Genomic DNA, 21773 nt, shown 5'->3' with positions numbered 1-21773 from the left:
CAGGTGGAGAGATCCACATGAAGGAGTAATTAGGAAATGAACAATCAAGAAAATCAAGCAGTGGAAATTGATGTTTTCGCTATGCTGAAGACCCTATGGAAACGCAAGTTTTCGATCGTTTTGGTCGCTCTTGTCTTTGCCATTGCAGCATTTGGCTACAGTGCCTTTTTAGCCAAGAAAGAATACCAAAGTACTAGCCGGATCTACGTGGTCAGTCGTCAAAACCAAGATAACAATGCCTTGACAAACTCTGATTTGCAGGCTGGTTCTTACTTGGTTAAGGACTACCGTGAAATCATTCTTTCTCAAAATGTCTTGAGCCAAGCCATCGAAGAATTGAAACTCGATATGACACCTGCTGAGTTGTCGAAAAAGATCAGTGTATCCGTTCCAACAGATACTCGTATCCTTTCGATCACGGCTAAGGACGGAAATCCAAAAGAAGCAGCTCGTATTGCCAACGGCCTTCGGAATGTAGCAGCTGAAAAGATCATTGCTGTGACCAAGGTGTCAGATGTTACGACCTTGGATGAAGCAGAAGTGCCTCAATCACCTTCTTCACCAAATATCCGACGCAATGTCCTTCTTGGCTTCATTGCTGGAGCAGGCCTCATGGTGGTTCTCATGGTTGTAGTAGAAGTCTTGGACGATCGTGTCAAGAGACCAGAAGATATCGAAGAGTTGATGGGCTTAACCTTACTTGGTATTGTGCCAGATATTAAGAAACTGTAGACTGGGGATCGCATGAATACGTTAGAAATTTCAAAAAATAAATTACAAGAAATTCGGAAGGCAGAAGAATACTTCAATGCCCTTGCGACGAATATCCAATTGAGTGGGGTGGACTTAAAAGTCATCGCTATCTCATCTGTTCAAGAAAATGAAGGGAAATCAACCACTTCAACCAACTTGGCCGTTGCCTTTGCGCGTGCGGGTTACAAGACCCTCTTGGTCGACTGTGATATCCGGAACTCTGTCATGACAGGGATTTTCCGTAGTCGGGATAAGATCCAAGGCTTGACTGACTTCTTATCTGGTCGTAGCCAATTGGACCAAATCTTGTATGCGACTGATTTTCCAAACTTGGATATCATCGAGTCTGGACAGGTCGCGCCAAACCCAACAGGTCTCTTGCAAAGCAAGAACTTCACTGTGATGATGGATGCCTTGCGTGAGCATTTTGACTACATCATTGTCGATACGCCTCCAATCGGGGTCGTGATCGATGCGGCCATTATCGCCCAACGCTGTGATGGAACTGTCTTGATCACAGAATCTGGTGCCAATGGACGCAAGGCTGTCCAAAAGGCCAAGGACCAATTAGAACAAACAGGCACACCTTTCTTAGGAGTAGTGCTCAATAAATTTAACATTAAAGCTGCTGAGTATGGTTCATACGGTGGGTATGGATCTTACGGAGAGTACGGGAAAAAGTAAAGAATAGGATTGAGGGAAAATGGGAGAAGAAAGAATTGAACTGGAAAAACTAAATATTGTTCTCTTTCAAAGTTTAGCTGTCCTATTTTCAGCTTACATTGTGAGTCTTTTTAAGGATGCAGAATACACGTCACAGACGATCGCCATTCTCTATCTCTTGCATTTTGTAGCCTTTTACATTAGCAATATTGCCTATCGTTTTTATAGCAGAGGCTATCTAGATGAGCTCTTTCAGGTCTTGAAATACAACGTATTTTTCGCTGTTGGGATCACCTTTACCTCTTTTATGCTCGATGGGGTCTTTTCCATTTCTCGTCGGGGGATGATCTACTTCTTTCTTTTCAATACGTTTTCCGTCTACATCATGGATCTCTTGCTCAAGAGATACCGGAAGTCTGTTTCACCGCGACGGAAAAGTTCGCGAAAGATTTTCTTGATCACAGCGACCAGTCGGATGGAAAAGGTATTTGATATTCTGCATTCGCCTAGCCTTTATCATGGGGAATTGATCGGTGTCACTGTCATGGATGATACGGATTTTACCCATTCGGGTGTACGGGTGGTGCAGCCGGATCAAATGATGAACTTTGTGACCAAGGAAGTGGTAGATGAAGTGTTTATCAATCTGCCAAGTGAGGACTACAATATTAGTGATTTCGTCTCGGAGTTTGAGAGTATGGGGATCGATGTATCGGTTAATCTTAATGCCTTTAACTTCGCTTCCTTGGGCAATAAACGGGTTCGAGAAGTCGGGGGACTAAGTGTCGTCACTTTCTCAACCAATTTCTACAAGCCGAGCCACGTATTTGCTAAGCGTCTCTTGGACATTGCAGGAGCCCTCTTTGGTCTCTTGATTTGTGGCCTAGTGAGTATCGTCTTAGTCCCTCTGATTCGTAAGGATGGCGGACCTGCCTTCTTTGTACAAAAACGGGTTGGAAAGAACGGACGGTATTTCAACTTCTATAAATTCCGCTCCATGCGCGTGGACGCCGAAGAGATTAAAAAAGATCTCATGGCACAAAATACCATGACAGGTGGCATGTTCAAGATGGAAAATGATCCGCGGGTAACGCCAATCGGACGCTTTATCCGTAAGACCAGTCTCGATGAATTGCCACAATTTTACAATGTTCTGATCGGTGATATGAGTCTGGTCGGGACTCGTCCCCCAACAGTTGACGAATACCAAGAATATACGCCAGCCCAAAAACGCCGACTCAGCTTCAAGCCAGGCATTACAGGCCTTTGGCAAGTGAGCGGACGCAGTGAAATCAAGGATTTTGACGAAGTGGTCAAACTGGACGTTGCGTACATGGATGATTGGACGATTTGGAGAGACATTCAGATCTTGCTCAAGACCGTAAAGGTTGTACTTAGAAAAGAAGGAGCGAAGTAGCCTGTGAGTAAAGTTAGACAGATTCAATTAGGAGAATTATCCTTACTAGAAAAGTATATTGAAATTTGCAGAAAACACAATCTTCGATACTATGCTTTAGGGGGCACTTTGTTGGGAGCTATTCGTCACAAGGGCTTTATCCCTTGGGATGACGATATGGATTTAGGCATGCCTAGGAAAGACTATGAAAAGTTTCTGGAAATTTGCCAAAATGAATTACCAAGCAATGTCATCTTGAGAATCCATGATGATAATTTAGGCAATACATCGATCATGGATACCTCGCTTCAAATTGAATTTGGTGGGGTTGTGTGTAGTCCTTTTATCGATGTGTTTCCTTTAGATGGATACCCATCAGATGGGTTCCACTATTTCTTGCACACTAATAAAATTAAGTATTACCGTGCCCTTTCCAAAATATCTGTCATCAATCGATTGCACAATCGCGACCGAGGTTTCTTTGAAAATTCAATTGTGAAGGTTTCTAAGATCCTTCACCTAGACAAATTACTAAATACTGAAAAAATCAATCAAAAGTTACAAAATACGATTAAAAAATATGACTTTGAGACAAGTGATCTCGTGGGAAATGTCTTAGGATCCTATCGCGAGAGAGAATTGGCCTACAAAGAGGTATTTGGGGAGCCACAACTCCTTGATTTTGAAACCATTAAAATCAGTGGTCATGCTGATCCGGATGCTTATCTGACAAAAATTTATGGCGATTATATGAAGTTGCCTGAAGAATCAGAGCAAAAAGGTCACTTTGAATCAACTTGGGGAGAATAAGCTTGAAAAGTTTTACAATGATGGGGGTCAGAATTGACCCTTTAACAATGGCTGAAACCGTTGCTGCTACAGAAAAATTTGTACGAGATAAAAAACCACTCCATTTGATGGGGGTCAACGCAGATAAGCTCAATCAGTGTGCGACAGACGAAGCCATCAAGAAGATAGTTAATGAATCTGAAATCATTAATGCAGACGGTGCTTCTGTTGTTCTCGCAGCGCGCTATTTGGGCTATTCTGTACCAGAGCGCGTGGCAGGCATTGATTTGATGCAGGAATTGCTCCATTTGGCCAATGAAAAAGGCTACTCTGTCTACTTCTTCGGGGCAAAAGAGGAAGTCTTGACAGATATGTTAACTATCTTTAAAAAGGATTATCCGAATCTCCGAGTAGTGGGGCATCGCAATGGCTATTTCTCTGCTGAAGAGGAAGAGGCTATTCAAGAAGATATTCGTGAGAAGAATCCAGATTTTGTCTTTGTCGGCATTACCTCTCCTAAAAAAGAGTACTTGATCCAGAAGTTTATGGACAATGGAGTCAACTCTGTCTTTATGGGAGTGGGAGGAAGCTTTGATGTCCTTTCAGGACATATCAAGCGGGCACCTATGTGGATGCAAAAGGCCAATCTGGAATGGTTGTTCCGTGTGGCCAATGAACCAAAACGCCTCTTTAAGCGCTATTTTGTAGGAAATGCCACTTTTATTAAGAGAGTAGTACATGAAAAACGGAAAGCAAAAAAATAATATTCTGCACATTTCGCGGACCATGGATATCGGTGGGGCAGAGCGCATTGTCTATCAGTTGGCGACAGACCTCAAGGATGAATTTGACCAGGTTCATGTTGCGTCTACTGGTGGATTGTGGGAAGAAAAACTAGCAGAGAATGGGATTCAACACCATCGGATTCTAGATGTCGATAGCAAACAGCCAGCTACTGTCCTCAAGATTCTTGCTAGTCTTTCCAAGATCATCAAAGAAAATGAGATCACTATTGTTCACACCCATCACCGGATGGCTGCTTTCTATATTCGTTTGCTGCAGATGCGCCATCCAAAATTGATCCATGTCTATACAGCCCATAATGTTTTCAAGGATAAATTACCACTTTATAAATTCGCCCTAGGAAAGGCTCGAACGGTTGCTGTCAGTCAAGCTGTCCAGGGAAATATCCTTAATGATGTAGGGTCAAAAAACTCTATTGTGATTTATAATGGAGTGAAAATGAAACAAAGTGAGCATACAGTAAATGAAATTACTAAATGTGACGGTATCAAAATAGGCTGTATCGCTCGCTTATCCGAACAAAAAGGCTTACCCTACCTGATCCAAGCCATGTCACTTGTGACAAATCCAAGTGTATCCTTGTTTCTTGTCGGTGACGGAGAATTAAAAAATTATTTGATAAATCAAACAAAAGAATTGGCTCTTGAAGAAAGAATTCATTTTTTGGGCTACCGAAGCGACGTGGTAGAGTGTATCAATAGCTTTGACTTTTGTGTCCTTCCGTCTGTCTTTGAAGGATTTGGATTGGTCGCAATCGAGGCCTTTATGAACGGCAAAACCATGATTGCAACAGATATTCCAGGTGTGAACGAAGTGGTGAATTCTGGCAATGGGATCCTCGTCCCAGCTGAGGATCCGCAAGCCTTAGCTCAAGCAATTAAAAAATTGGCAGAGGATCCTGAGAAAAGAGCCTCTTTAGCTGCTCAAGCAAAGAGAGATTATGATAACAAGTTTAGCTATCCGATCTTTTTAAACAACTATCGCAACTTTTACCAATCGATGAGGAAGGGTTCAAAATGAAAAAAGTAATGTTAGTGTTTGGGACGCGCCCAGAAGCCATTAAAATGTGTCCTTTGGTCAATGAACTCAAACAACACGATACCATTGAAACGGTAGTCTGTGTAACAGGGCAGCACAAGGAAATGCTGGACCAAGTCTTAGACGTTTTTCGTGTTGTTCCAGACTATAATCTAGGCATTATGAAGGCCAATCAAACATTATTTACCATCACGACCTCTATATTGGAAAAAATCCAACCAGTCTTGGAGCAAGAAAAACCTGATATTGTCCTCGTCCATGGAGATACCACAACCACCTTTGCAACAGCTTTGGCGGCCTTTTATATGGGCATCAAAGTGGGGCATGTGGAAGCAGGCCTTCGGACTTACAATCTCCAAAGCCCATACCCTGAAGAGTTTAACCGTCAAGCTACTTCCATAGTGGCAGATTACAATTTTGCTCCAACCCAGGTTTCAAAAGAGAATCTTCAAAAAGAAGGACGGACCAATATTTTCGTTACAGGAAATACCGTTATTGATGCCTTAAAAACTACAGTCCAAGAAGACTACGACCACCCTATATTGGAATGGGCAAAAGGAAGCAAGCTCATCATGTTGACGGCCCACCGTCGCGAGAATCTTGGAGAACCTATGGAGCACATGTTCCGTGCGGTCAACCGGATTTTAGAAGAGTTTGAAGATGTCAAGGTGGTCTATCCTATTCACAAAAATCCAAAAGTCAGAGAATTGGCTAGCAAGATTTTTGGAGAGAATGAGCGAATGAAAATCATTGAGCCTTTGGAAGTGATTGATTTTCATAATTTCATGAACCAAAGCTATATGATCTTGACGGACTCAGGTGGCGTCCAAGAAGAAGCGCCTTCTTTAGGGAAGCCCGTCCTTGTCATGCGTGATACGACAGAGCGTCCAGAAGGTGTGGCTGCAGGGACTTTGAAATTGGTCGGAACAGAAGAAGAAAACATCTATCGCAACTTCAAGCTCCTTCTGGAAGACCAAGATGAATACGAGAAGATGAGCCAGGCAAGTAATCCTTATGGGGATGGAACGGCTTGTCAACAGATTGTAGAAATTATCATGAAGGGATTAGCATAATGGAAAAGGTTTCGATTGTCATACCGGTCTATAATGTCGAGGAGTATTTACAGTATAGTGTCGGTAGTCTTAGACAACAGACCTATTCAAATATTGAAATCATCCTAGTCGATGATGGATCGACGGATCGATCAGGAGAAATTTGTGACCAGTATGCTCAGGAAGATGACCGTATTCGAGTGCTCCATCTTCAAAATGGGGGATTGTCTAATGCTCGAAATACAGGAGTGAAAGTTGCGACAACTGACTGGATTATCTTCCTTGATTCAGATGATTATTATGATCGTAGAACTGTTGAATATTTAATGGGATTGAAAGACCAGTATAATGTTGACCTCGTATCGACCCCGGTCATTGAAGTCAGAAGTTATGAGGACAAAGATTTTTCAGGAGATCTAAATGAAAAGGGCGCTAGGAAATTAGACCGCCATACAGCTCTGATAGAAATGTTCTATGGTCACCACGTTGGGACCCATTCAGGAGGAAAACTCTACAAGAAAGAGATCTTACTCCAACATCCCTATCCAGAAGGAATGATTTATGAAGATTTGGCTGTTGCTTATGAACATATTGCTTGTTGTGAGGAAATTGCAGTTAGCGATCTAAATCTTTATAAATACTATCGAAGACCAGGGAGTATCGTCAATTCTTCTTATAGCGATCGGCTCTTGAATTTCTACAAGGCCATGGAATGGAACAGAGCCTATGTCGAGCGAGACTATCCTGATGATCCGGAAATGAAAAAAGCGGTCAATACCCGCTATGTCTTTAATGGCTTGCATGTGGTCCATGCCTTATTAGGTTCTCAAATGTATGACCAAGTCAATAAGATTCGCAAAGAGTATCGTCGCTATTGGAAAGATATTCTAATCAATTCACATATTACAAGAAAAAATAAACTCAAATACCTTCTTTTGCTCCTTTCTCCTCATTTGTATCAAAAGGTGAGAGCAAAACTAGGCTAGATTGCTAAATAGCTATGTTCTAGAGAAGGGAAATGAGACAACACAGGAGGTTTAGGATGATTTATGCAGGGATTTTAGCAGGTGGGACAGGCTCACGGATGGGGATTACGGATATGCCCAAACAATTTTTGGATTTGGGGGGACGTCCTATTTTAATCCATACCGTTGAGAAGTTCTTATTAGTCCATGAGATTCAAAAGATTGTATTGGGGATTCATCCGGACTGGGTGACCTATACGGAAGACCTGGTCGACAAATACTTGGCTTCTTATAAGGATCGGATCGTGGTTGTAGAGGGAGGAAGTGACCGCAACTCTACCATCGAAAACATCATCTTGGCTATCGATGAGGTGCAACCTTTAACAGATGAGGATATTATCGTCACTCATGATTCCGTTCGTCCCTTTGTCAGCCTCAAAACTATCCAAGAAAACATTGAACTAGCTAAGAGTCATGATGTGGTGGATACAGTGGTCGAAGCGACCGATACCATTGTTCAAAGCTTAGATAATACCTTTATCACGGATATCCCAGAACGTCAATACCTCTATCAGGGTCAAACCCCTCAAACCTTCAAAATGAAAGACTTTCTTGCCTTGTACCATGATTTGAGTGATCAGCAAAAAGAAGTCTTGACAGATGCCTGCAAGATCTTTGTCATCAATGGTAAAAAAGTTGCCCTTGCAAAAGGGGAATATTCCAATATTAAAATTACGACGATTACAGATTTGAAAATTGCACGCGGTATGATTGAGGACAATTAATATGTTGAACCAAATCTTTCAGCTGACCCAGCCGAAAAATATTACCATCAAATACCAAGAAGAAGACATGAGCCGTGAAGACAAGGTGTTAATACGCCCCTATTACATGGCTATTTGTCATGCGGACCAACGTTACTATCAAGGAAAACGGGATCCTAAGGTGCTTAAAAAGAAATTACCCATGGCCCTGATACATGAGTCATCTGGTATCGTGGTAGCGGATCCTACGGGAACCTATCAACCAGGACAGATTGTGGCTATGGTTCCCAATCAACCTCCTCATCAAACAGAGGGTGTCTTCTTTGAAAATTATTTGGAGGGGACGCACTTCTTGTCTAGTGGCTTTAATGGCTTTATGCAGGAAGTCGTTGCCTTACCGCTGGATCGTGTAGTGGCTTACCCAGAGGAAGTTCGGGGTCCTGTGACAGCTCTGGCGGAATTTAGTAGTGTTGCCATGCATGCCATTCATCGCTTTGACCTCATTGCCCACCAACGAAGAGAGTCCGTTTTGATTTTAGGAGATGGTAGTCTTTCATATGTGGTTGCGACTTCTTTGCACTATCTTTATCCAGATTTGAAGATAACTGTAGTTGGGCGCAACAATGATAAACTGCAATTGTTTAATTTCATTCATCAAGCAATTTTGACCAGCGAGTTGACAGACGATCAACGGTTTGACCACGCCTTTGAGTGTACTGGTGGTCAAGGAAGCGAACCAGCCATCAATGATATTATTGATCATATCAAACCCCAAGGAACCGTGATGTTAATGGGGGTTAGTGATAACCGGGTCGCGGTTAATACAAGAGATGTTCTTGAAAAGGGATTGACTTTTGTGGGGTCTTCTCGCTCAGGTCGTGAGGATTTTGAGCGGGCTGTAGAGATGCTGGCTAATCGTCGGGTTCAAAGTCGTTTGAAAAACATTATCCACGTTGATGGAGAAGTTCAAACCATTCCAGATATTCATCGAGCTTTTGCGACGGATTTGATCACACCGTTTAAAACGGTCTTCAAGTGGGGATTGTAGACAGTCATGAAAGTGTTAAAAAATTACGCCTATAATCTCTCCTACCAGTTACTGGTGATTATCTTGCCGATTATTACCACTCCTTATGTGACACGGGTCTTTAGCTCGAATGACTTGGGGACCTATGGCTATTTCAACTCCATCGTCACCTATTTTATCCTGTTGGCGACCTTGGGAGTGGCTAACTACGGGACCAAGGAGATCTCAGGACACCGCAAAGACATTCAAAAGAATTTCTGGGGGATTTATACCCTCCAGTTAGGAGCGACCTTTGTGTCCATCCTACTCTATGTCTTGCTGTGCTTGGCGCTTCCTTCTATGCAAAACCCTGTGGCCTATATCTTAGGGCTCAGTTTGGTTTCAAAGGGACTCGACATCTCCTGGCTCTTTCAGGGATTAGAGGATTTTCGTAAGATTACCGTTCGAAATATCACGGTTAAACTGGTTGGAGTCATCTCCATCTTCTTGTTTGTCAAATCTGCCAATGATTTGTATCTCTATGTATTCTTACTCACCATCTTTGAGCTCTTAGGTCAGCTCAGTATGTGGTTACCTGCTCGGGAGTTCATTGGGAAAGCCCATTTTGATTTGGCTTATGCACGGGTGCATTTAAAACCGGTCATTCTGCTCTTTTTACCGCAGATTGCTATTTCCCTCTATGTCACCTTGGATCGGACTATGCTGGGGGCTCTCGCCTCTACAAAGGATGTAGGGATTTACGACCAGGCCTTGAAATTGGTTAATATTTTGCTGACCCTTGTGACGTCTTTAGGAAGTGTCATGCTTCCGCGCGTGGCGAGTCTCTTGGCTTCAGGAGACCACAAGGCTGTCAATAAGATGCACCAAATGTCCTTTTTGATCTATAATTTGGTCATCTTCCCAATCATCGCGGGTATGCTGATTGTCAACGATGACTTTGTTCGATTCTTCTTAGGGAAGGATTTCCAAGATGCTCGCTATGCCATCGCTATCATGATCTTCCGTATGTTCTTCATCGGATGGACCAATATCATGGGGATTCAAATTCTCATCCCGCATGATAAGAACAAAGAATTTATGCTGTCAACCACGATTCCTGCTATCGTCAGTGTCGGGTTGAATGTGCTCTTCTTACCTCATTTTGGTTTTATCGGTGCAGCCATTGTATCCGTCTTAACAGAATCCTTGGTATGGCTGATTCAACTGTACTATACCCGTCATTACCTCAAGGAAGTTCCAATTATCGGGTCTATGACAAAAATTATTTTTGCATCTGCTGTGATGTATGGCCTCTTGCTCCTTGTAAAACCATTCCTACATTTCACCCCTACTCTGAATGTACTCGTGTATGCGGTGCTTGGTGGGATCATTTATCTGATCGCTATCCTATCTCTGAGAGTGGTAGATGTGAAAGAATTAAAACAACAATTTTTAAATAAACAGTAGAGAGTAGAAAGGAAGGATATGAATTTTTAAGTAAACAAAATCTTTAGAAAAGAATGCTATAGCACAGGTGTTCCCAAAGCAGGCATTCCAATCTAGACAGAATGAGCTTTTCTTTAAAAATTCTTTATCAGGTAATTTAATGATAAAAATGAAATTTGACGATCTACTGGTTGGTTTTGTCGTCTCGATTGTGATCTTCTTTAATACAATATCCACTACGATGTTAAATAAAGGCTTTTTGCATGTTGGTGCGAGCTCGCTCATAGTGGTTGTAGCGCTATTGTTGCTTCGTTTTTTCAACAAAATTACGATTCCCTATCATTATCTCATTTTGTCTGCTATGTTATTGTTGGTAGCGGTCATGGTTTATTTTAAGACAGATAAATTAAATTTTTTAGTTTATTCTCTCTTAATGGTTTTGCTGGTCAATGCGGATAGGAAAGTCATTTTAAAAACTTATGTAGGTGTTGCAGGTACGATTGTCCTTGCAGTATTTCTATTGTCACTATTAAAGGTAGTTCCAAACTTACAATATAGTCGGGGTGCCGTTATCCGTAATTCATTTGGGTTTATCTATCCAACAGATTTCGCAGCCCATTGTTTCTACCTCTATGTTGCGATCTCCTATTTGTTAAAAGACCGATATATTGTCTTACGATCTCTAAGTGGCGTTCTCTTAGCTTTATTTATTATGAAGTTCTGTGATGCTCGTATGAATGCGGTCTCACTATTGGTCGCTGTCTTACTGTTTCTCTTCTTTTATTTCACAAAGGAGAAGAAGCTGAAGTTGTATCACTTGTTGCCCTATTCGGTCATCCTTTTTTCAACCGGAATGATCTATTTAACCTATCACTTCTCCTGGTCATCTCCACTTTATGTTCAAATTAATCAATTTATTACCGGCCGTTTAGCCTTGGGTAAAAATGCTTTTAATTTATATCCTTTGAATTGGTTTGGGACAAGAGGGGTTCAGTTTATTGGATCCGGGGGAAGTACAGAGTCTGTCCTCAATTATAATTATGTTGATTCGTCCTATGTTCAGATGTTATTTACATATGGTATCGTACCGGTTGCCTTATTAGTCGCCATTTATGTCATTGTTTCAAAATATGAATTCAAGAAGGGGCACTATTTATTTGTTGCAATCTTGTCCCTCATTGCGATTAATTGTATGATTGAAGCGTTTTGGTTTGTACCGACTTATAACATCTTTATGTTCACGCTCTTTGCGACAGAAGTTGTCAAAAAGAAGCCGGTCAATTCCCTCTCTTATAGTGAGGAAATTGAGGGGATTTGAAGGTTTAATCTATAGCAATGAGTCTAGTGAAACGGCTAAGAGGTTAGATGTGTTTTAAAATAGAAAAATAATGGAGTCTACTATGTACGATTATCTGATTGTTGGTGCTGGTTTGTCGGGGGCAATTTTTGCACATGAGGCGACCAAGCGTGGTAAAAAAGTAAAAGTCATTGATAAACGGGACCACATTGGTGGCAATATCTACTGTGAAGAAGTGGAAGGAATCAATGTTCACAAGTATGGTGCCCACATTTTCCATACGTCCAACAAAAAAGTCTGGGACTATGTCAACCAGTTTGCTGAATTTAACAACTATATCAATTCACCGGTAGCTAATTACAAGGGTAGCCTCTACAATCTTCCCTTCAACATGAATACCTTTTATGCCATGTGGGGAACCAAGACTCCTCAAGAAGTCAAGGACAAGATTGCCGAGCAGACAGCTGACATGAAAGATGTTGAGCCGAAAAACTTGGAAGAACAAGCGATCAAGTTGATTGGTCCAGATATCTATGAAAAGTTGATCAAGGGCTATACGGAGAAGCAATGGGGACGTTCTGCGACGGACCTTCCTCCTTTCATCATTAAGCGCCTCCCAGTGCGTTTGACCTTTGATAATAACTACTTTAACGACCGTTACCAAGGGATTCCAATCGGTGGCTACAACGTCATCATTGAAAACATGCTGGGCGATGTAGAAGTAGAACTTGGGGTTGATTTTTTTGCCAATCGTGAAGAACTGGAAAGCTCAGCGGAAAAAGTGGTCTTTACAGGGATGATTGACCAGTACTTTGACTACAATCATGGGGAGTTGGAATACCGCAGCCTTCGGTTCGAACACGAGATCTTGGATGAGGAAAACTATCAAGGAAATGCCGTGGTCAACTACACCGAGCGTGAAATTCCTTATACTCGGATCATTGAGCACAAGCACTTCGAGTATGGGACTCAACCGAAGACGGTGATTACCCGTGAATACCCAGCTGACTGGAAACGTGGAGATGAACCCTACTATCCAATCAATGATGAAAAGAACAATGCCATGTTTGCTAAGTACCAAGAAGAAGCAGCCAAAAATGACAAGGTTATCTTCTGTGGACGTCTTGCAGATTATAAATACTACGACATGCACGTGGTCATTGAGCGTGCTCTAGAAGTCGTGGCAAATGAGTTTGATTAAGAGAAACGATAATCTATGAAATACTACTTAAAAGAAGAATTCCTGCATGATGTCAACGCAAAGAACGCGGGAAATAAAGCGCGCAATGACGTAGAAAGTATTGTGAAAGAAGAAGGCTATCACCCCTTGGTCTTGTCCGTCGACAATTGGTATCAAATGCGTACCCTTGCGGCTCAACGTCATAAGGCAAAGGCTTTTGGACTAGCCTTGGATCAACTAAAGCAAGGAGATGAGTTGTTGATCCAGTTTCCAATGCTTCACCATAGCTTTTTCTCCACCCATTTGGTCAAAAAAGCGCAAAAAAGAGGGATTAAAGTCTATCTCTTGATTCATGACCTAGAAGTGCTTCGACATGCCAACATGACTTCACTACCTTTAAAACACAGAATTCGGATGTACCTTCAAGAAGCAAGTTTTCTCAAAGCAGCTGATGGGATCATCGCCCACAACCCGGTTATGAAATCTGTCTTGATGGATAAAGGGATTGCGGAAGATAAGATTGTTAGTCTTGGCATTTTCGACTATTTGATTCCAAATTTCCAAGAGAAGACAGGTTTCACGAAGAATCAGCCAATTATTGTAGCTGGTAACTTGGCACAGGAAAAAGCCGGTTATCTTTATACTCTTCCAGAAGCGCCAGCCTATAACCTCTATGGTGTTGGCTTTGATGAGCGTAGAGCGCTTGCAAATGAAACCTACTTTGGTTCCTTCCTGCCTGATGAGCTTCCTGCAGCCCTTGAGGGTGGTTTTGGACTGGTCTGGGATGGGGATAGTGCGGAAACCTGTAGTGGTGTCTTTGGCGAGTATCTTCGCTACAACAACTCTCACAAGGCGTCACTATACTTGGCCTCAGGCTTCCCGCTTGTGGTTTGGAAACAGTCAGCCTTGTCTCATTTTGTGCTTGAGAAGGGCTGTGGGATTGCAGTAGAGTCGCTTCATGACTTGAAGGAGACAATCGACAATCTTTCAGATGCTGATTACCAAGACTTGGTGGACAATGCCAAGCGTGTCGGTCAGGAAATCCGAGAGGGTCACTACCTAAAGACGGCCTTAAATCCTTTAGCATAAGATCAAAAGAAGTCAGACGGACTTCTTTTTTTAGTGTTTCAAAAAAATATCACTAATTTTAAAAATTTGCTTCATAAAACTTTTCATCGCTGAAACCGTGTGGTAAAATGATTAACGTATAAAATTTGTATAAAGGGAAGTTTATATGAAAAAGAAAGATCTTATTTTTTATGCCGGAGCGGCAGTCTTGATGGCTGTATCTGCTCAGGGAGTCAGTGCAGATGAGCTGGTTTCAAATGAAGCCACTACTACTGAAGGTAACCAAGTCCAAGCTGAAAAAGCGCCAGAAGTAGCCGTTGCTGAAAAGTCAGTAGCACCTGTCGCAAGCAACTATGCAGCACCAGCAAATGTGACCGAACCAGCTGTGACACCTGTGAGCAAGGCCGCAGCTTCAGAAAGTGGGACCCCATCTGTAGAGAAGGCTACAGAAGCATCGACTACTGAGAAAGAAGAAACTCCTCTTCCGTCTGATTCAGGAAGCACGACCTTCTTTAACACAGGCGCTCACGCTCCAGCTGGTCGTTCAACAGATGTGGCGGTTCAGCCAAAATCATTCGTTGATGTGAGTAGCCATAACGGAGACATTAGTATTGGAGACTACCGTACCCTAGCTAATAAAGGCGTGGGCGGTGTCGTTGTCAAATTGACAGAAGACACTTGGTACAAGAACCCAAATGCGGAGAACCAAATTCGTAATGCACAAGCTGCGGGTCTACAAGTATCGACCTACCACTTCTCACGCTATACTTCTGAGGAAGCGGCGCGTGCAGAAGCGCGATTCTACATTGCAGAGGCGCAACGCTTGAGTCTTCCAAAGAACACCCTCATGGTCAATGACTTTGAGGATGCCAAGATGCAGCCAAACATTAACCGCAACACCCAAGCTTGGGCTGACGAAATGCGTAAAAATGGCTACACCAACTTGATGTTCTACACCAGTGCTAGCTGGTTGGATGAAAACAATCTTCGCAAGAAAGGTCCAGTCAACACCGCTCAATTTGGGCTTCAGAATTTCTGGGTTGCCCAATACCCTTCTCCAAAACTGTCTGTAAACGATGCGAAAAGCTTGCGTTACAATGGGAAAGCCGGCGCCTGGCAGTTCACTTCTCAAGCGGAATTGCTTCCAGGAAAACACCTCTTTGACCACAGTGTGGACTATACTGGTCGCTTCACAGCGAACGCAAAACCTGCAGCGGATCCAACAGAAGGCAGCTTAAGTGGGAAGATTGACATTGTCAATAACGATACTATGACGGGCCGCTTTGACGTTGTCATCTCAAATGTTAAGGCGCCAAATGGAGTTCGAACCGTTTCTGTCCCAATCTGGTCAGAAACAGGTGGTCAAGATGACCTTGTTTGGTATACAGCCAACCGTCAAGCCAATGGGACCTATACCATCAATGTAAAAGCAGCGGACCATAAAAACTCAACCGGTCTTTACAATGTCCATCTTTACTATGTTCAGAATAATGGACAAATGACGGGTGTGGGCGGAACAACGACGACAGTAGCCATTGGAAAGAAAAATCAGACACCAGTGTCAGCTGATTTGACTATTGCAAAATCAGAAAAAGACGGTACCTTCACCATTACAGCTAAGAACCTTCAAGGCTTCGATGGCTACAAGGAAGTGAAGATTCCATTCTGGTCTCATGCGAATGGGATGAAAGACATCATCTGGTATACTCCGACTCGCCAGGCAGACGGTTCTTATACTGTAACAGCCAAAGCCAGTAACCACGAAAATGCTGATGGCAAATACGAAGCGCAGGTCTTCTATGTAGACGCCCAAGGTCAAAACAAATTTGTGAAAAAGGCCTTTATCGATTATACGGCGACAAAGCCGGCCAATGCTGTCGCAGCTGATCTGACCATTACAAAATCAGAAAAAGATGGCACCTTCACCATCACAGCTAAGAATCTTCAAGGCTTCGATGGCTACAAGGAAGTGAAGATTCCATTCTGGTCTCATGTCAATGGGATGAAGGATATCATCTGGTACACTCCAACTCGCCAGGCAGACGGTTCATATACTGTAACGGCTAAGGCTAGTGACCACGAAAACGCTGATGGCAAATATGAAGCGCAGGTCTTCTATGTGGATGCCAAAGGCCAAAATAAGTTTGTCAAGAAAGCCTTTATCGATTACACAGCTTCTAAACCATCTGCTGATCTGACCATTACAAAATCAGAAAAAGACGGCACCTTCACCATCACAGCTAAGAACCTTCAAGGCTTCGATGGCTACAAGGAAGTGAAGATTCCATTCTGGTCTCATGCGAATGGGATGAAAGACATCATCTGGTATACTCCGACTCGCCAGGCAGACGGTTCTTATACTGTAACAGCCAAAGCCAGTGACCACGAAAATGCTGATGGCAAATACGAAGCGCAAGTTTTCTATGTGGACGCTCAAGGTCAAAACAAGTTTGTTAAGAAAGCCTTTATTGATTACAAAAATCAATCTCGTCCAACCGGCACTCTCTTGATCCAAAACAACAACAAGGATACAGGAACATTTGACGTCATCATCAAGGATGTCTACAGCCCTAAAGGGGTGCAGACTGTGCAAGTTCCTACTTGGTCTGATAAGGATGGCCAAGACGATATTCGCTGGTATGAAGCGACTCGCCAATCAAATGGAGACTACAAGGTATCGGTCAAAGCGAGCGATCACAAGAACTCTACTGGTAAGTACCATGTTCACCTCTATTACATTCAAAATGATGGATCTCGGATTGGTATTGGTACCACAACAACAGACGTAGAAGTTAGAAATGCCATGACCAAGACGCAAGCTTCTATTAAGAATGTTAATGCAACGAACGGGACTTATACAGTAGCTGTAGATCAAGCACCTCAGGGACGTCAGATTAAGAATATTCGTGTCGCAGCTTGGTCTAAAGCGCATCAAGAAAATCTTTACTGGTATTCCGCAACGCCGACAGGTATGCACACAGAGATCACTGTCTCTGCCAATAATCACGGTAATGAAGCGGGCAACTATACCACTCACGTCTATGTAGACTACAAAGATGGGGGAGTTGAAGGCTTTAACCTGGGTCAGACATCCTTGTCTCCACGAAATCAAAAGGTGAATCCACAAACAACCTATTATTCTCAACGGGATCCTCGTTGGGCTGGGAAATATTACGGTGTGAGCAATGTCGATCAGTCAGGTTGTGTGCCAACCTCTCTTGCTATGACCTTTACAGATATCCTAGGTAGAACTGTTTTGCCCACAACAGTAGCTGATTATCTCTACAACAATACTGATTCATTCAACAAAGGTGAAGCAGGAACAGATTCTGATGGGATTGTAGCTGCCACTCGTAACTGGGGCTTGAAGAGCCAATTGATTAATGGAGCTGGAGGCATTGCAGAAGCCCTCATGGCTGGCAAGCATGTACTTGCTGCAGTAGGTAATAGCCAATTTACTAGTGATCCTTATACTCATGAATTGGTCTTGCATGGTTATGACAATGGAAGAACCTATGTTCGCGATCCATATAATAGCGGCAACAACGGCTGGTACTCCATCAATTATCTTCACTCTATTAAGAGTAAGGACCCGATGGATAACAAGCTTGGAGCACCTTTCTTCTCAATTTTTGTATAAGCTAATCAGAAGGCCAATCTGGCCTTCTGTTTTCTTTAAAAATAGGATTCTTCTCATGATATTGTTTCTTGATCCGGCGGTTTGTGCTATAATACTACTATGTGGGTACAACCGTATAAAAAATTGTAAGGAAGATACATGAAAAAGAAAGATCTTATTTTTTATGCTGGGACAGCCGTTTTGTTGGCTTTTTCGACACAACAAGTCAAAGCCGATGAGCAACATGCGTCTGATCAAACACCAGAAAATACATCAGCTATCGTTGCAACAACAACTTCATCAGAAGCACAGAATACCGTGAATGAAGGAGTGGGAGTTGAGAAAGGTATTCAGACAGAAAATACCGTTGCAACAGAGGCAGCACCTGTCACACCGACTCTTAGCAATAACCAGTCTTCTGACAAGGGCACTAGCGACAAGGTTGTATCAGAGCAACCAGCACCAGCTGTGGTAGCTAGTCGTGCACCATATGGCGCACGCGCACGAGTGGTAGCAGCAAGAAATGAGAGTGTTCCTCAACAGGAATCTCCGGTTTCCGCAGATTTGACTATTGCAAAATCAGAGTCAGACGGCACCTTTACCATTACGGCTAAGAATCTTCAAGGCTTGGATGGTTATGAAGAAGTGAAGATTCCATTCTGGTCTCATGCCAATGGGATGAAAGACATCATCTGGTACACTCCAAGTCGTCAAGCAGATGGTTCTTATACTGTAACAGCCAAAGCTAGTGACCACGAAAACGCTGATGGCAAATATGAAGCGCAAGTTTTCTATGTGGATGCTAAAGGCCAAAACAAGTTTGTTAAGAAAGCCTTTATTGACTATACAGCTCCTAAACCATCTGCTGATCTAACCATTACGAAATCAGAGTCAGACGGTACCTTCACCATCACAGCTAAGAACCTCCAAGGCTTCGACAGCTACAAGGAAGTGAAGATTCCGTTCTGGTCTCATGCCAATGGGATAAAAGATATCATCTGGTACACTCCGACTCGCCAGGCAGACGGTTCTTATACCGTAACAGCCAAAGCTAGTGACCACGAAAACGCTGATGGCAAATACGAAGCGCAAGTTTTCTATGTGGATGCCCAAGGTCAAAACAAGTTTGTCAAGAAAGCCTTTATCGATTACACAGCTCCTAAACCATCTGCTGATCTGACCATTACAAAATCAGAGTCAGACGGGACTTTCACTATTACAGCTAAGAACCTTCAAGGTTTCGATGGTTATAAAGAAGTGAAGATTCCATTCTGGTCTCATGCCAATGGGATGAAAGATATCATCTGGTACACGCCAACTCGCCAGGCAGACGGTTCATATACTGTAACAGCCAAAGCTAGTGACCACGAAAACGCTGATGGCAAGTACGAAGCGCAGGTCTTCTATGTGGATGCTAACGGACAAAACAAGTTTGTCAAGAAAGCCTTTATTGACTACAAAAATCAATCACGTCCAACTGCTAGTCTCTTGATCCAAAACAACAACAAGGATACAGGTACCTTTGACGTCATCATTAAGGATGTCTACAGCCCTAAAGGTGTGCGGACCGTTCAAGTTCCAACTTGGTCGGATAAGGACGGCCAAGACGATATCCGCTGGTATGAAGCGACTCGTCAAGCGAACGGAGACTACAAGGTATCTGTTAAAGCAAGCGATCACAAGAACTCTACTGGTAAGTACCATGTTCACCTTTACTACATTCAAAATGATGGTTCTCGTGTGGGTGCTGGTACAACGACTACAGAAGTGGAGTTCCGAAATGCCAAGACCAAGACGCTAGCTTCTATCAAGAATGTCAATTCTGGTGCTGGAACTTATACAGTAACGGTGGATCAAGCGCCTCAAGGTCGTCAGATTAAGAACATCCGTGTCGCTGCGTGGTCTCAAGCTCATCAGGAAAATCTCTTCTGGTATTCAACAGCACCTTCTGGTATGCACACAGAAGTGCAGGTTTCTACAGCCAATCACCAGTACCAATCAGGCAACTATACGACTCACGTCTATGTGGACTATGTCGATGGTGGCGTTGAAGGCTTTAACCTCGGTCAAACAGCCCTTCATCCTCGTGCGACAGTAGATCAAACTGCTTTTAGTCCTCGTGTAACGAATGGGCAACGGGACCGTGTCTTACGGGCAGCAGCTAGTTTAGTTGGTGTTCGTGGCGGAACTGCAGCTCACCATCAATTGGTCAATGATTACAACAGTGTCAAACCACTTCCTGTAGGTTATGCAGTGAAGACGACCGATGATTGGTGTGATATCTTTGTCACAACGGTCTTCCAGCGGGAAGGTTTGAGCGGTTTGATTGGCCGTGAATGTGGAGTCGAACGTCACATCCAGATCTTCAAACGCTTGGGCATCTGGAATGAAGATGGTACCACTACACCAAAAGCAGGGGACATCATCACCTTTAACTGGGATCAAAATAGCCAACAAAATAATGGCTTTGCGGATCACATAGGAATTGTCGAGAGCGTCTCAAATGGGATCATTCATACCATTGAAGGAAACTCCAACAACCAAGTCCGTCGCAATACCTACCGAATCGGACATGGCAATATCCGTGGATTTGCAACCCCTCGCTATCAATAATAAAAAGGGAGTGGGAAAGAACTCTGACTAGTTAAAAAGAGTTCGTCTTCCCACCCCCGCACAGTTGATTAGGTCATCTTTGGAGCTTGAAAAGCGAACAAAGATGCCAATCAACCACTGCGTCATACAGTTATTTCTATCAAATATAAAAAGGCTGAACAGTTTTTGTCCAGCCTCTTTTTGTGGCTTCTTTTTTGAATGCAGATAAGTTTTTAAAATAAAATGAGAGATTCTGTCAATTGTTTTAAATGATTTTTATCTTTTGAATTATTCGATAATGACTGGAGACTTTACGCAGTGAGAAAAGTGCTTGAAATATTAGAATTTCAAGCACTCGGGAGTTTTGAGACCTTGGGCTCAAAACTAAGTCATGGAACTTCTTTGAAGTTCGCTGACGTCCGTACTCACTTAAGGAAAGTCTCTAAGAATACTATTTCGGTTCTTTTCTTATTTTTTCAACCCTTCTTCGAAACTCTTGGAAGGGGCCTCGACTTGGATGGTTTCAAGGGTTAATGGATTGGTGAAGGTCAAGCGGTGAGCATGGAGCATGAGTCGCTCTCCGCGTGCAGGGTTATAGAGAGGGTCCCCGACAATCGGGTGCCCATGATGGGAGAGATGCACCCGGATCTGATGAGTACGCCCCGTCTTGAGCTGGCATTTGATCAGGCTGTTTCGCCCGATTTTTTTCAGTTGCGTCACCTGAGTTTCTGCGTACTGTCCCTTGCGTGGATCGACCAGGCGCTTGCGCCGATCGTGGCGATCGCGTCCGATTTTATCCTTGTAGACGATGGTTTTTTGTGCTAAGCTGCCTTGGATCAAGGCCCAGTACTCGCGTTGGATGTTTTTATCTTCTAAAATGCGGTTGAGAATGGGCAGGATAAAAGGATTTTTAGCAAATAAAATCGCTCCGCTGGTTTCCTTATCTAGGCGGTGCACGACGTAGCAGGTGGATCCAACATAGCTGGAAACATGGTTGAGAAGAGCAATTTCTGTCGGCTCATTGGCATGGGTTTTCATACCTTCAAGCTTATTGACGATGATGACATGCTCATCCTGATAGAGCTCTTCGACCAGACTCGGGTCTCCGGCTAGGAGCTCTTTTTCAGGGTAATCGTCCGCGTCAAAGATCAGCTGGATCTGGTCTCCTTTTTGAACGGGGCTCTGCCAGTTGATGGTCTCGCCATTGACCAAGACGTGCTTCTTGGTTCGTAAAAAATGCCGGATCTTACGGGGAATGAGGAAGTAGTCCTCAAGCAACTCTTTCACAGTCATCTGGGGAAAGGATTGTGGAATAGTAAATTGATAGTTCATGACCCTATT

The 21773-nt window shown here is 43.1% G+C and carries 17 protein-coding genes; 16 read left to right on the top strand and 1 reads right to left on the bottom strand.

Features of this window, described 5'->3' with window-relative positions; translation table 11 throughout:
* Positions 1-36 precede the first annotated feature (36 nt).
* The 16 genes from NMM13_RS03655 (at position 37) to NMM13_RS03580 (ending at position 20453) form a co-directional block, all read left to right on the top strand.
* A complete protein-coding gene (locus tag NMM13_RS03655; RefSeq protein WP_023919869.1) occupies positions 37-732 on the top strand; it encodes a Wzz/FepE/Etk N-terminal domain-containing protein in 696 nt (231 codons plus the stop codon).
* Positions 733-744: 12 nt separating this feature from the next.
* Positions 745-1437, top strand: coding sequence for a tyrosine-protein kinase (locus tag NMM13_RS03650; RefSeq protein WP_021154082.1), 693 nt, complete (start codon positions 745-747; stop codon positions 1435-1437).
* A 19-nt stretch (positions 1438-1456) separates the two neighbouring features.
* Positions 1457-2833, top strand: coding sequence for a sugar transferase (locus NMM13_RS03645; protein WP_254728652.1), 1377 nt, complete (start codon positions 1457-1459; stop codon positions 2831-2833).
* A 3-nt stretch (positions 2834-2836) separates the two neighbouring features.
* Positions 2837-3622 carry a LicD family protein gene (locus NMM13_RS03640; protein ID WP_254728650.1) on the top strand — a complete coding sequence of 262 codons (786 nt, stop codon included), beginning with the start codon at positions 2837-2839 and terminating at the stop codon, positions 3620-3622.
* A 20-nt stretch (positions 3623-3642) separates the two neighbouring features.
* On the top strand, positions 3643-4365 hold the full coding sequence (locus NMM13_RS03635; protein WP_176745555.1) for a WecB/TagA/CpsF family glycosyltransferase: 723 nt from the start codon (positions 3643-3645) through the stop codon (positions 4363-4365).
* Positions 4340-5425 carry a glycosyltransferase family 4 protein gene (locus NMM13_RS03630; protein ID WP_254728648.1) on the top strand — a complete coding sequence of 362 codons (1086 nt, stop codon included), beginning with the start codon at positions 4340-4342 and terminating at the stop codon, positions 5423-5425. The genes NMM13_RS03635 and NMM13_RS03630 overlap by 26 nt, the downstream gene beginning before the upstream one ends.
* Positions 5422-6516, top strand: a complete 1095-nt coding sequence (gene wecB / locus NMM13_RS03625) for a non-hydrolyzing UDP-N-acetylglucosamine 2-epimerase (RefSeq protein ID WP_201037434.1) — start codon at positions 5422-5424, stop codon at positions 6514-6516. Before NMM13_RS03630 ends, wecB begins: the two co-directional genes overlap by 4 nt.
* Positions 6516-7481 carry a glycosyltransferase family 2 protein gene (locus tag NMM13_RS03620; RefSeq protein WP_254728646.1) on the top strand — a complete coding sequence of 322 codons (966 nt, stop codon included), beginning with the start codon at positions 6516-6518 and terminating at the stop codon, positions 7479-7481. Before wecB ends, NMM13_RS03620 begins: the two co-directional genes overlap by 1 nt.
* Positions 7482-7537: 56 nt before the next feature.
* Entirely contained in the window at positions 7538-8245 is a 708-nt protein-coding gene (locus NMM13_RS03615) for a 2-C-methyl-D-erythritol 4-phosphate cytidylyltransferase (protein ID WP_070661582.1), read from the top strand.
* A gap of 1 nt (position 8246) precedes the next feature.
* Positions 8247-9272 carry a zinc-binding dehydrogenase gene (locus NMM13_RS03610; protein WP_049492589.1) on the top strand — a complete coding sequence of 342 codons (1026 nt, stop codon included), beginning with the start codon at positions 8247-8249 and terminating at the stop codon, positions 9270-9272.
* A 6-nt stretch (positions 9273-9278) separates the two neighbouring features.
* Positions 9279-10697 carry a flippase gene (locus NMM13_RS03605; RefSeq protein ID WP_254728644.1) on the top strand — a complete coding sequence of 473 codons (1419 nt, stop codon included), beginning with the start codon at positions 9279-9281 and terminating at the stop codon, positions 10695-10697.
* Between the two features lie 139 nt (positions 10698-10836).
* Positions 10837-11994 carry a polysaccharide polymerase gene (locus tag NMM13_RS03600; protein WP_254728642.1) on the top strand — a complete coding sequence of 386 codons (1158 nt, stop codon included), beginning with the start codon at positions 10837-10839 and terminating at the stop codon, positions 11992-11994.
* Between the two features lie 82 nt (positions 11995-12076).
* The gene (glf, locus tag NMM13_RS03595) at positions 12077-13174 is read left to right on the top strand and encodes a UDP-galactopyranose mutase (protein WP_254728639.1); all 1098 of its coding nucleotides are present in this window, start codon (positions 12077-12079) and stop codon (positions 13172-13174) included.
* A 15-nt stretch (positions 13175-13189) separates the two neighbouring features.
* A complete protein-coding gene (locus NMM13_RS03590) occupies positions 13190-14242 on the top strand; it encodes a galactofuranosyltransferase (protein ID WP_254728637.1) in 1053 nt (350 codons plus the stop codon).
* A 145-nt stretch (positions 14243-14387) separates the two neighbouring features.
* Positions 14388-17861, top strand: coding sequence for a GBS Bsp-like repeat-containing protein (locus tag NMM13_RS03585; RefSeq protein ID WP_254728634.1), 3474 nt, complete (start codon positions 14388-14390; stop codon positions 17859-17861).
* Positions 17862-17999: 138 nt separating this feature from the next.
* Positions 18000-20453, top strand: a complete 2454-nt coding sequence (locus NMM13_RS03580; protein WP_254728631.1) for a GBS Bsp-like repeat-containing protein — start codon at positions 18000-18002, stop codon at positions 20451-20453.
* Positions 20454-20900: 447 nt separating this feature from the next.
* On the opposite strand, the gene NMM13_RS03575 is transcribed toward NMM13_RS03580, so the two are convergent.
* Entirely contained in the window at positions 20901-21764 is an 864-nt protein-coding gene (locus NMM13_RS03575) for an RluA family pseudouridine synthase (protein ID WP_070665038.1), read from the bottom strand.
* Positions 21765-21773: the final 9 nt, after the last annotated feature.

The sequence above is a fragment of the Streptococcus sp. CF8_St5-11 genome (assembly GCF_024295625.1).
GTDB lineage: Bacteria > Bacillota > Bacilli > Lactobacillales > Streptococcaceae > Streptococcus.
This window is presented reverse-complemented; position numbering and strand designations above follow the sequence as displayed.

What these genes read in the sequence shown, in the direction of transcription:
- NMM13_RS03655 (WP_023919869.1), top strand. Translation starts at nt 37, where the DNA reads ATGAACAATCAAGAAAATCAAGCAGTGGAAATTGATGTTTTCGCTATG.
- NMM13_RS03650 (WP_021154082.1), top strand. Translation starts at nt 745, where the DNA reads ATGAATACGTTAGAAATTTCAAAAAATAAATTACAAGAAATTCGGAAG.
- NMM13_RS03645 (WP_254728652.1), top strand. Translation starts at nt 1,457, where the DNA reads ATGGGAGAAGAAAGAATTGAACTGGAAAAACTAAATATTGTTCTCTTT.
- NMM13_RS03635 (WP_176745555.1), top strand. Translation starts at nt 3,643, where the DNA reads ATGGGGGTCAGAATTGACCCTTTAACAATGGCTGAAACCGTTGCTGCT.
- NMM13_RS03630 (WP_254728648.1), top strand. Translation starts at nt 4,340, where the DNA reads ATGAAAAACGGAAAGCAAAAAAATAATATTCTGCACATTTCGCGGACC.
- wecB (WP_201037434.1), top strand. Translation starts at nt 5,422, where the DNA reads ATGAAAAAAGTAATGTTAGTGTTTGGGACGCGCCCAGAAGCCATTAAA.
- NMM13_RS03620 (WP_254728646.1), top strand. Translation starts at nt 6,516, where the DNA reads ATGGAAAAGGTTTCGATTGTCATACCGGTCTATAATGTCGAGGAGTAT.
- NMM13_RS03615 (WP_070661582.1), top strand. Translation starts at nt 7,538, where the DNA reads ATGATTTATGCAGGGATTTTAGCAGGTGGGACAGGCTCACGGATGGGG.
- NMM13_RS03610 (WP_049492589.1), top strand. Translation starts at nt 8,247, where the DNA reads ATGTTGAACCAAATCTTTCAGCTGACCCAGCCGAAAAATATTACCATC.
- NMM13_RS03605 (WP_254728644.1), top strand. Translation starts at nt 9,279, where the DNA reads ATGAAAGTGTTAAAAAATTACGCCTATAATCTCTCCTACCAGTTACTG.
- NMM13_RS03600 (WP_254728642.1), top strand. Translation starts at nt 10,837, where the DNA reads ATGATAAAAATGAAATTTGACGATCTACTGGTTGGTTTTGTCGTCTCG.
- glf (WP_254728639.1), top strand. Translation starts at nt 12,077, where the DNA reads ATGTACGATTATCTGATTGTTGGTGCTGGTTTGTCGGGGGCAATTTTT.
- NMM13_RS03590 (WP_254728637.1), top strand. Translation starts at nt 13,190, where the DNA reads ATGAAATACTACTTAAAAGAAGAATTCCTGCATGATGTCAACGCAAAG.
- NMM13_RS03585 (WP_254728634.1), top strand. Translation starts at nt 14,388, where the DNA reads ATGAAAAAGAAAGATCTTATTTTTTATGCCGGAGCGGCAGTCTTGATG.
- NMM13_RS03580 (WP_254728631.1), top strand. Translation starts at nt 18,000, where the DNA reads ATGAAAAAGAAAGATCTTATTTTTTATGCTGGGACAGCCGTTTTGTTG.
- NMM13_RS03575 (WP_070665038.1), bottom strand. Translation starts at nt 21,764, where the DNA reads ATGAACTATCAATTTACTATTCCACAATCCTTTCCCCAGATGACTGTG.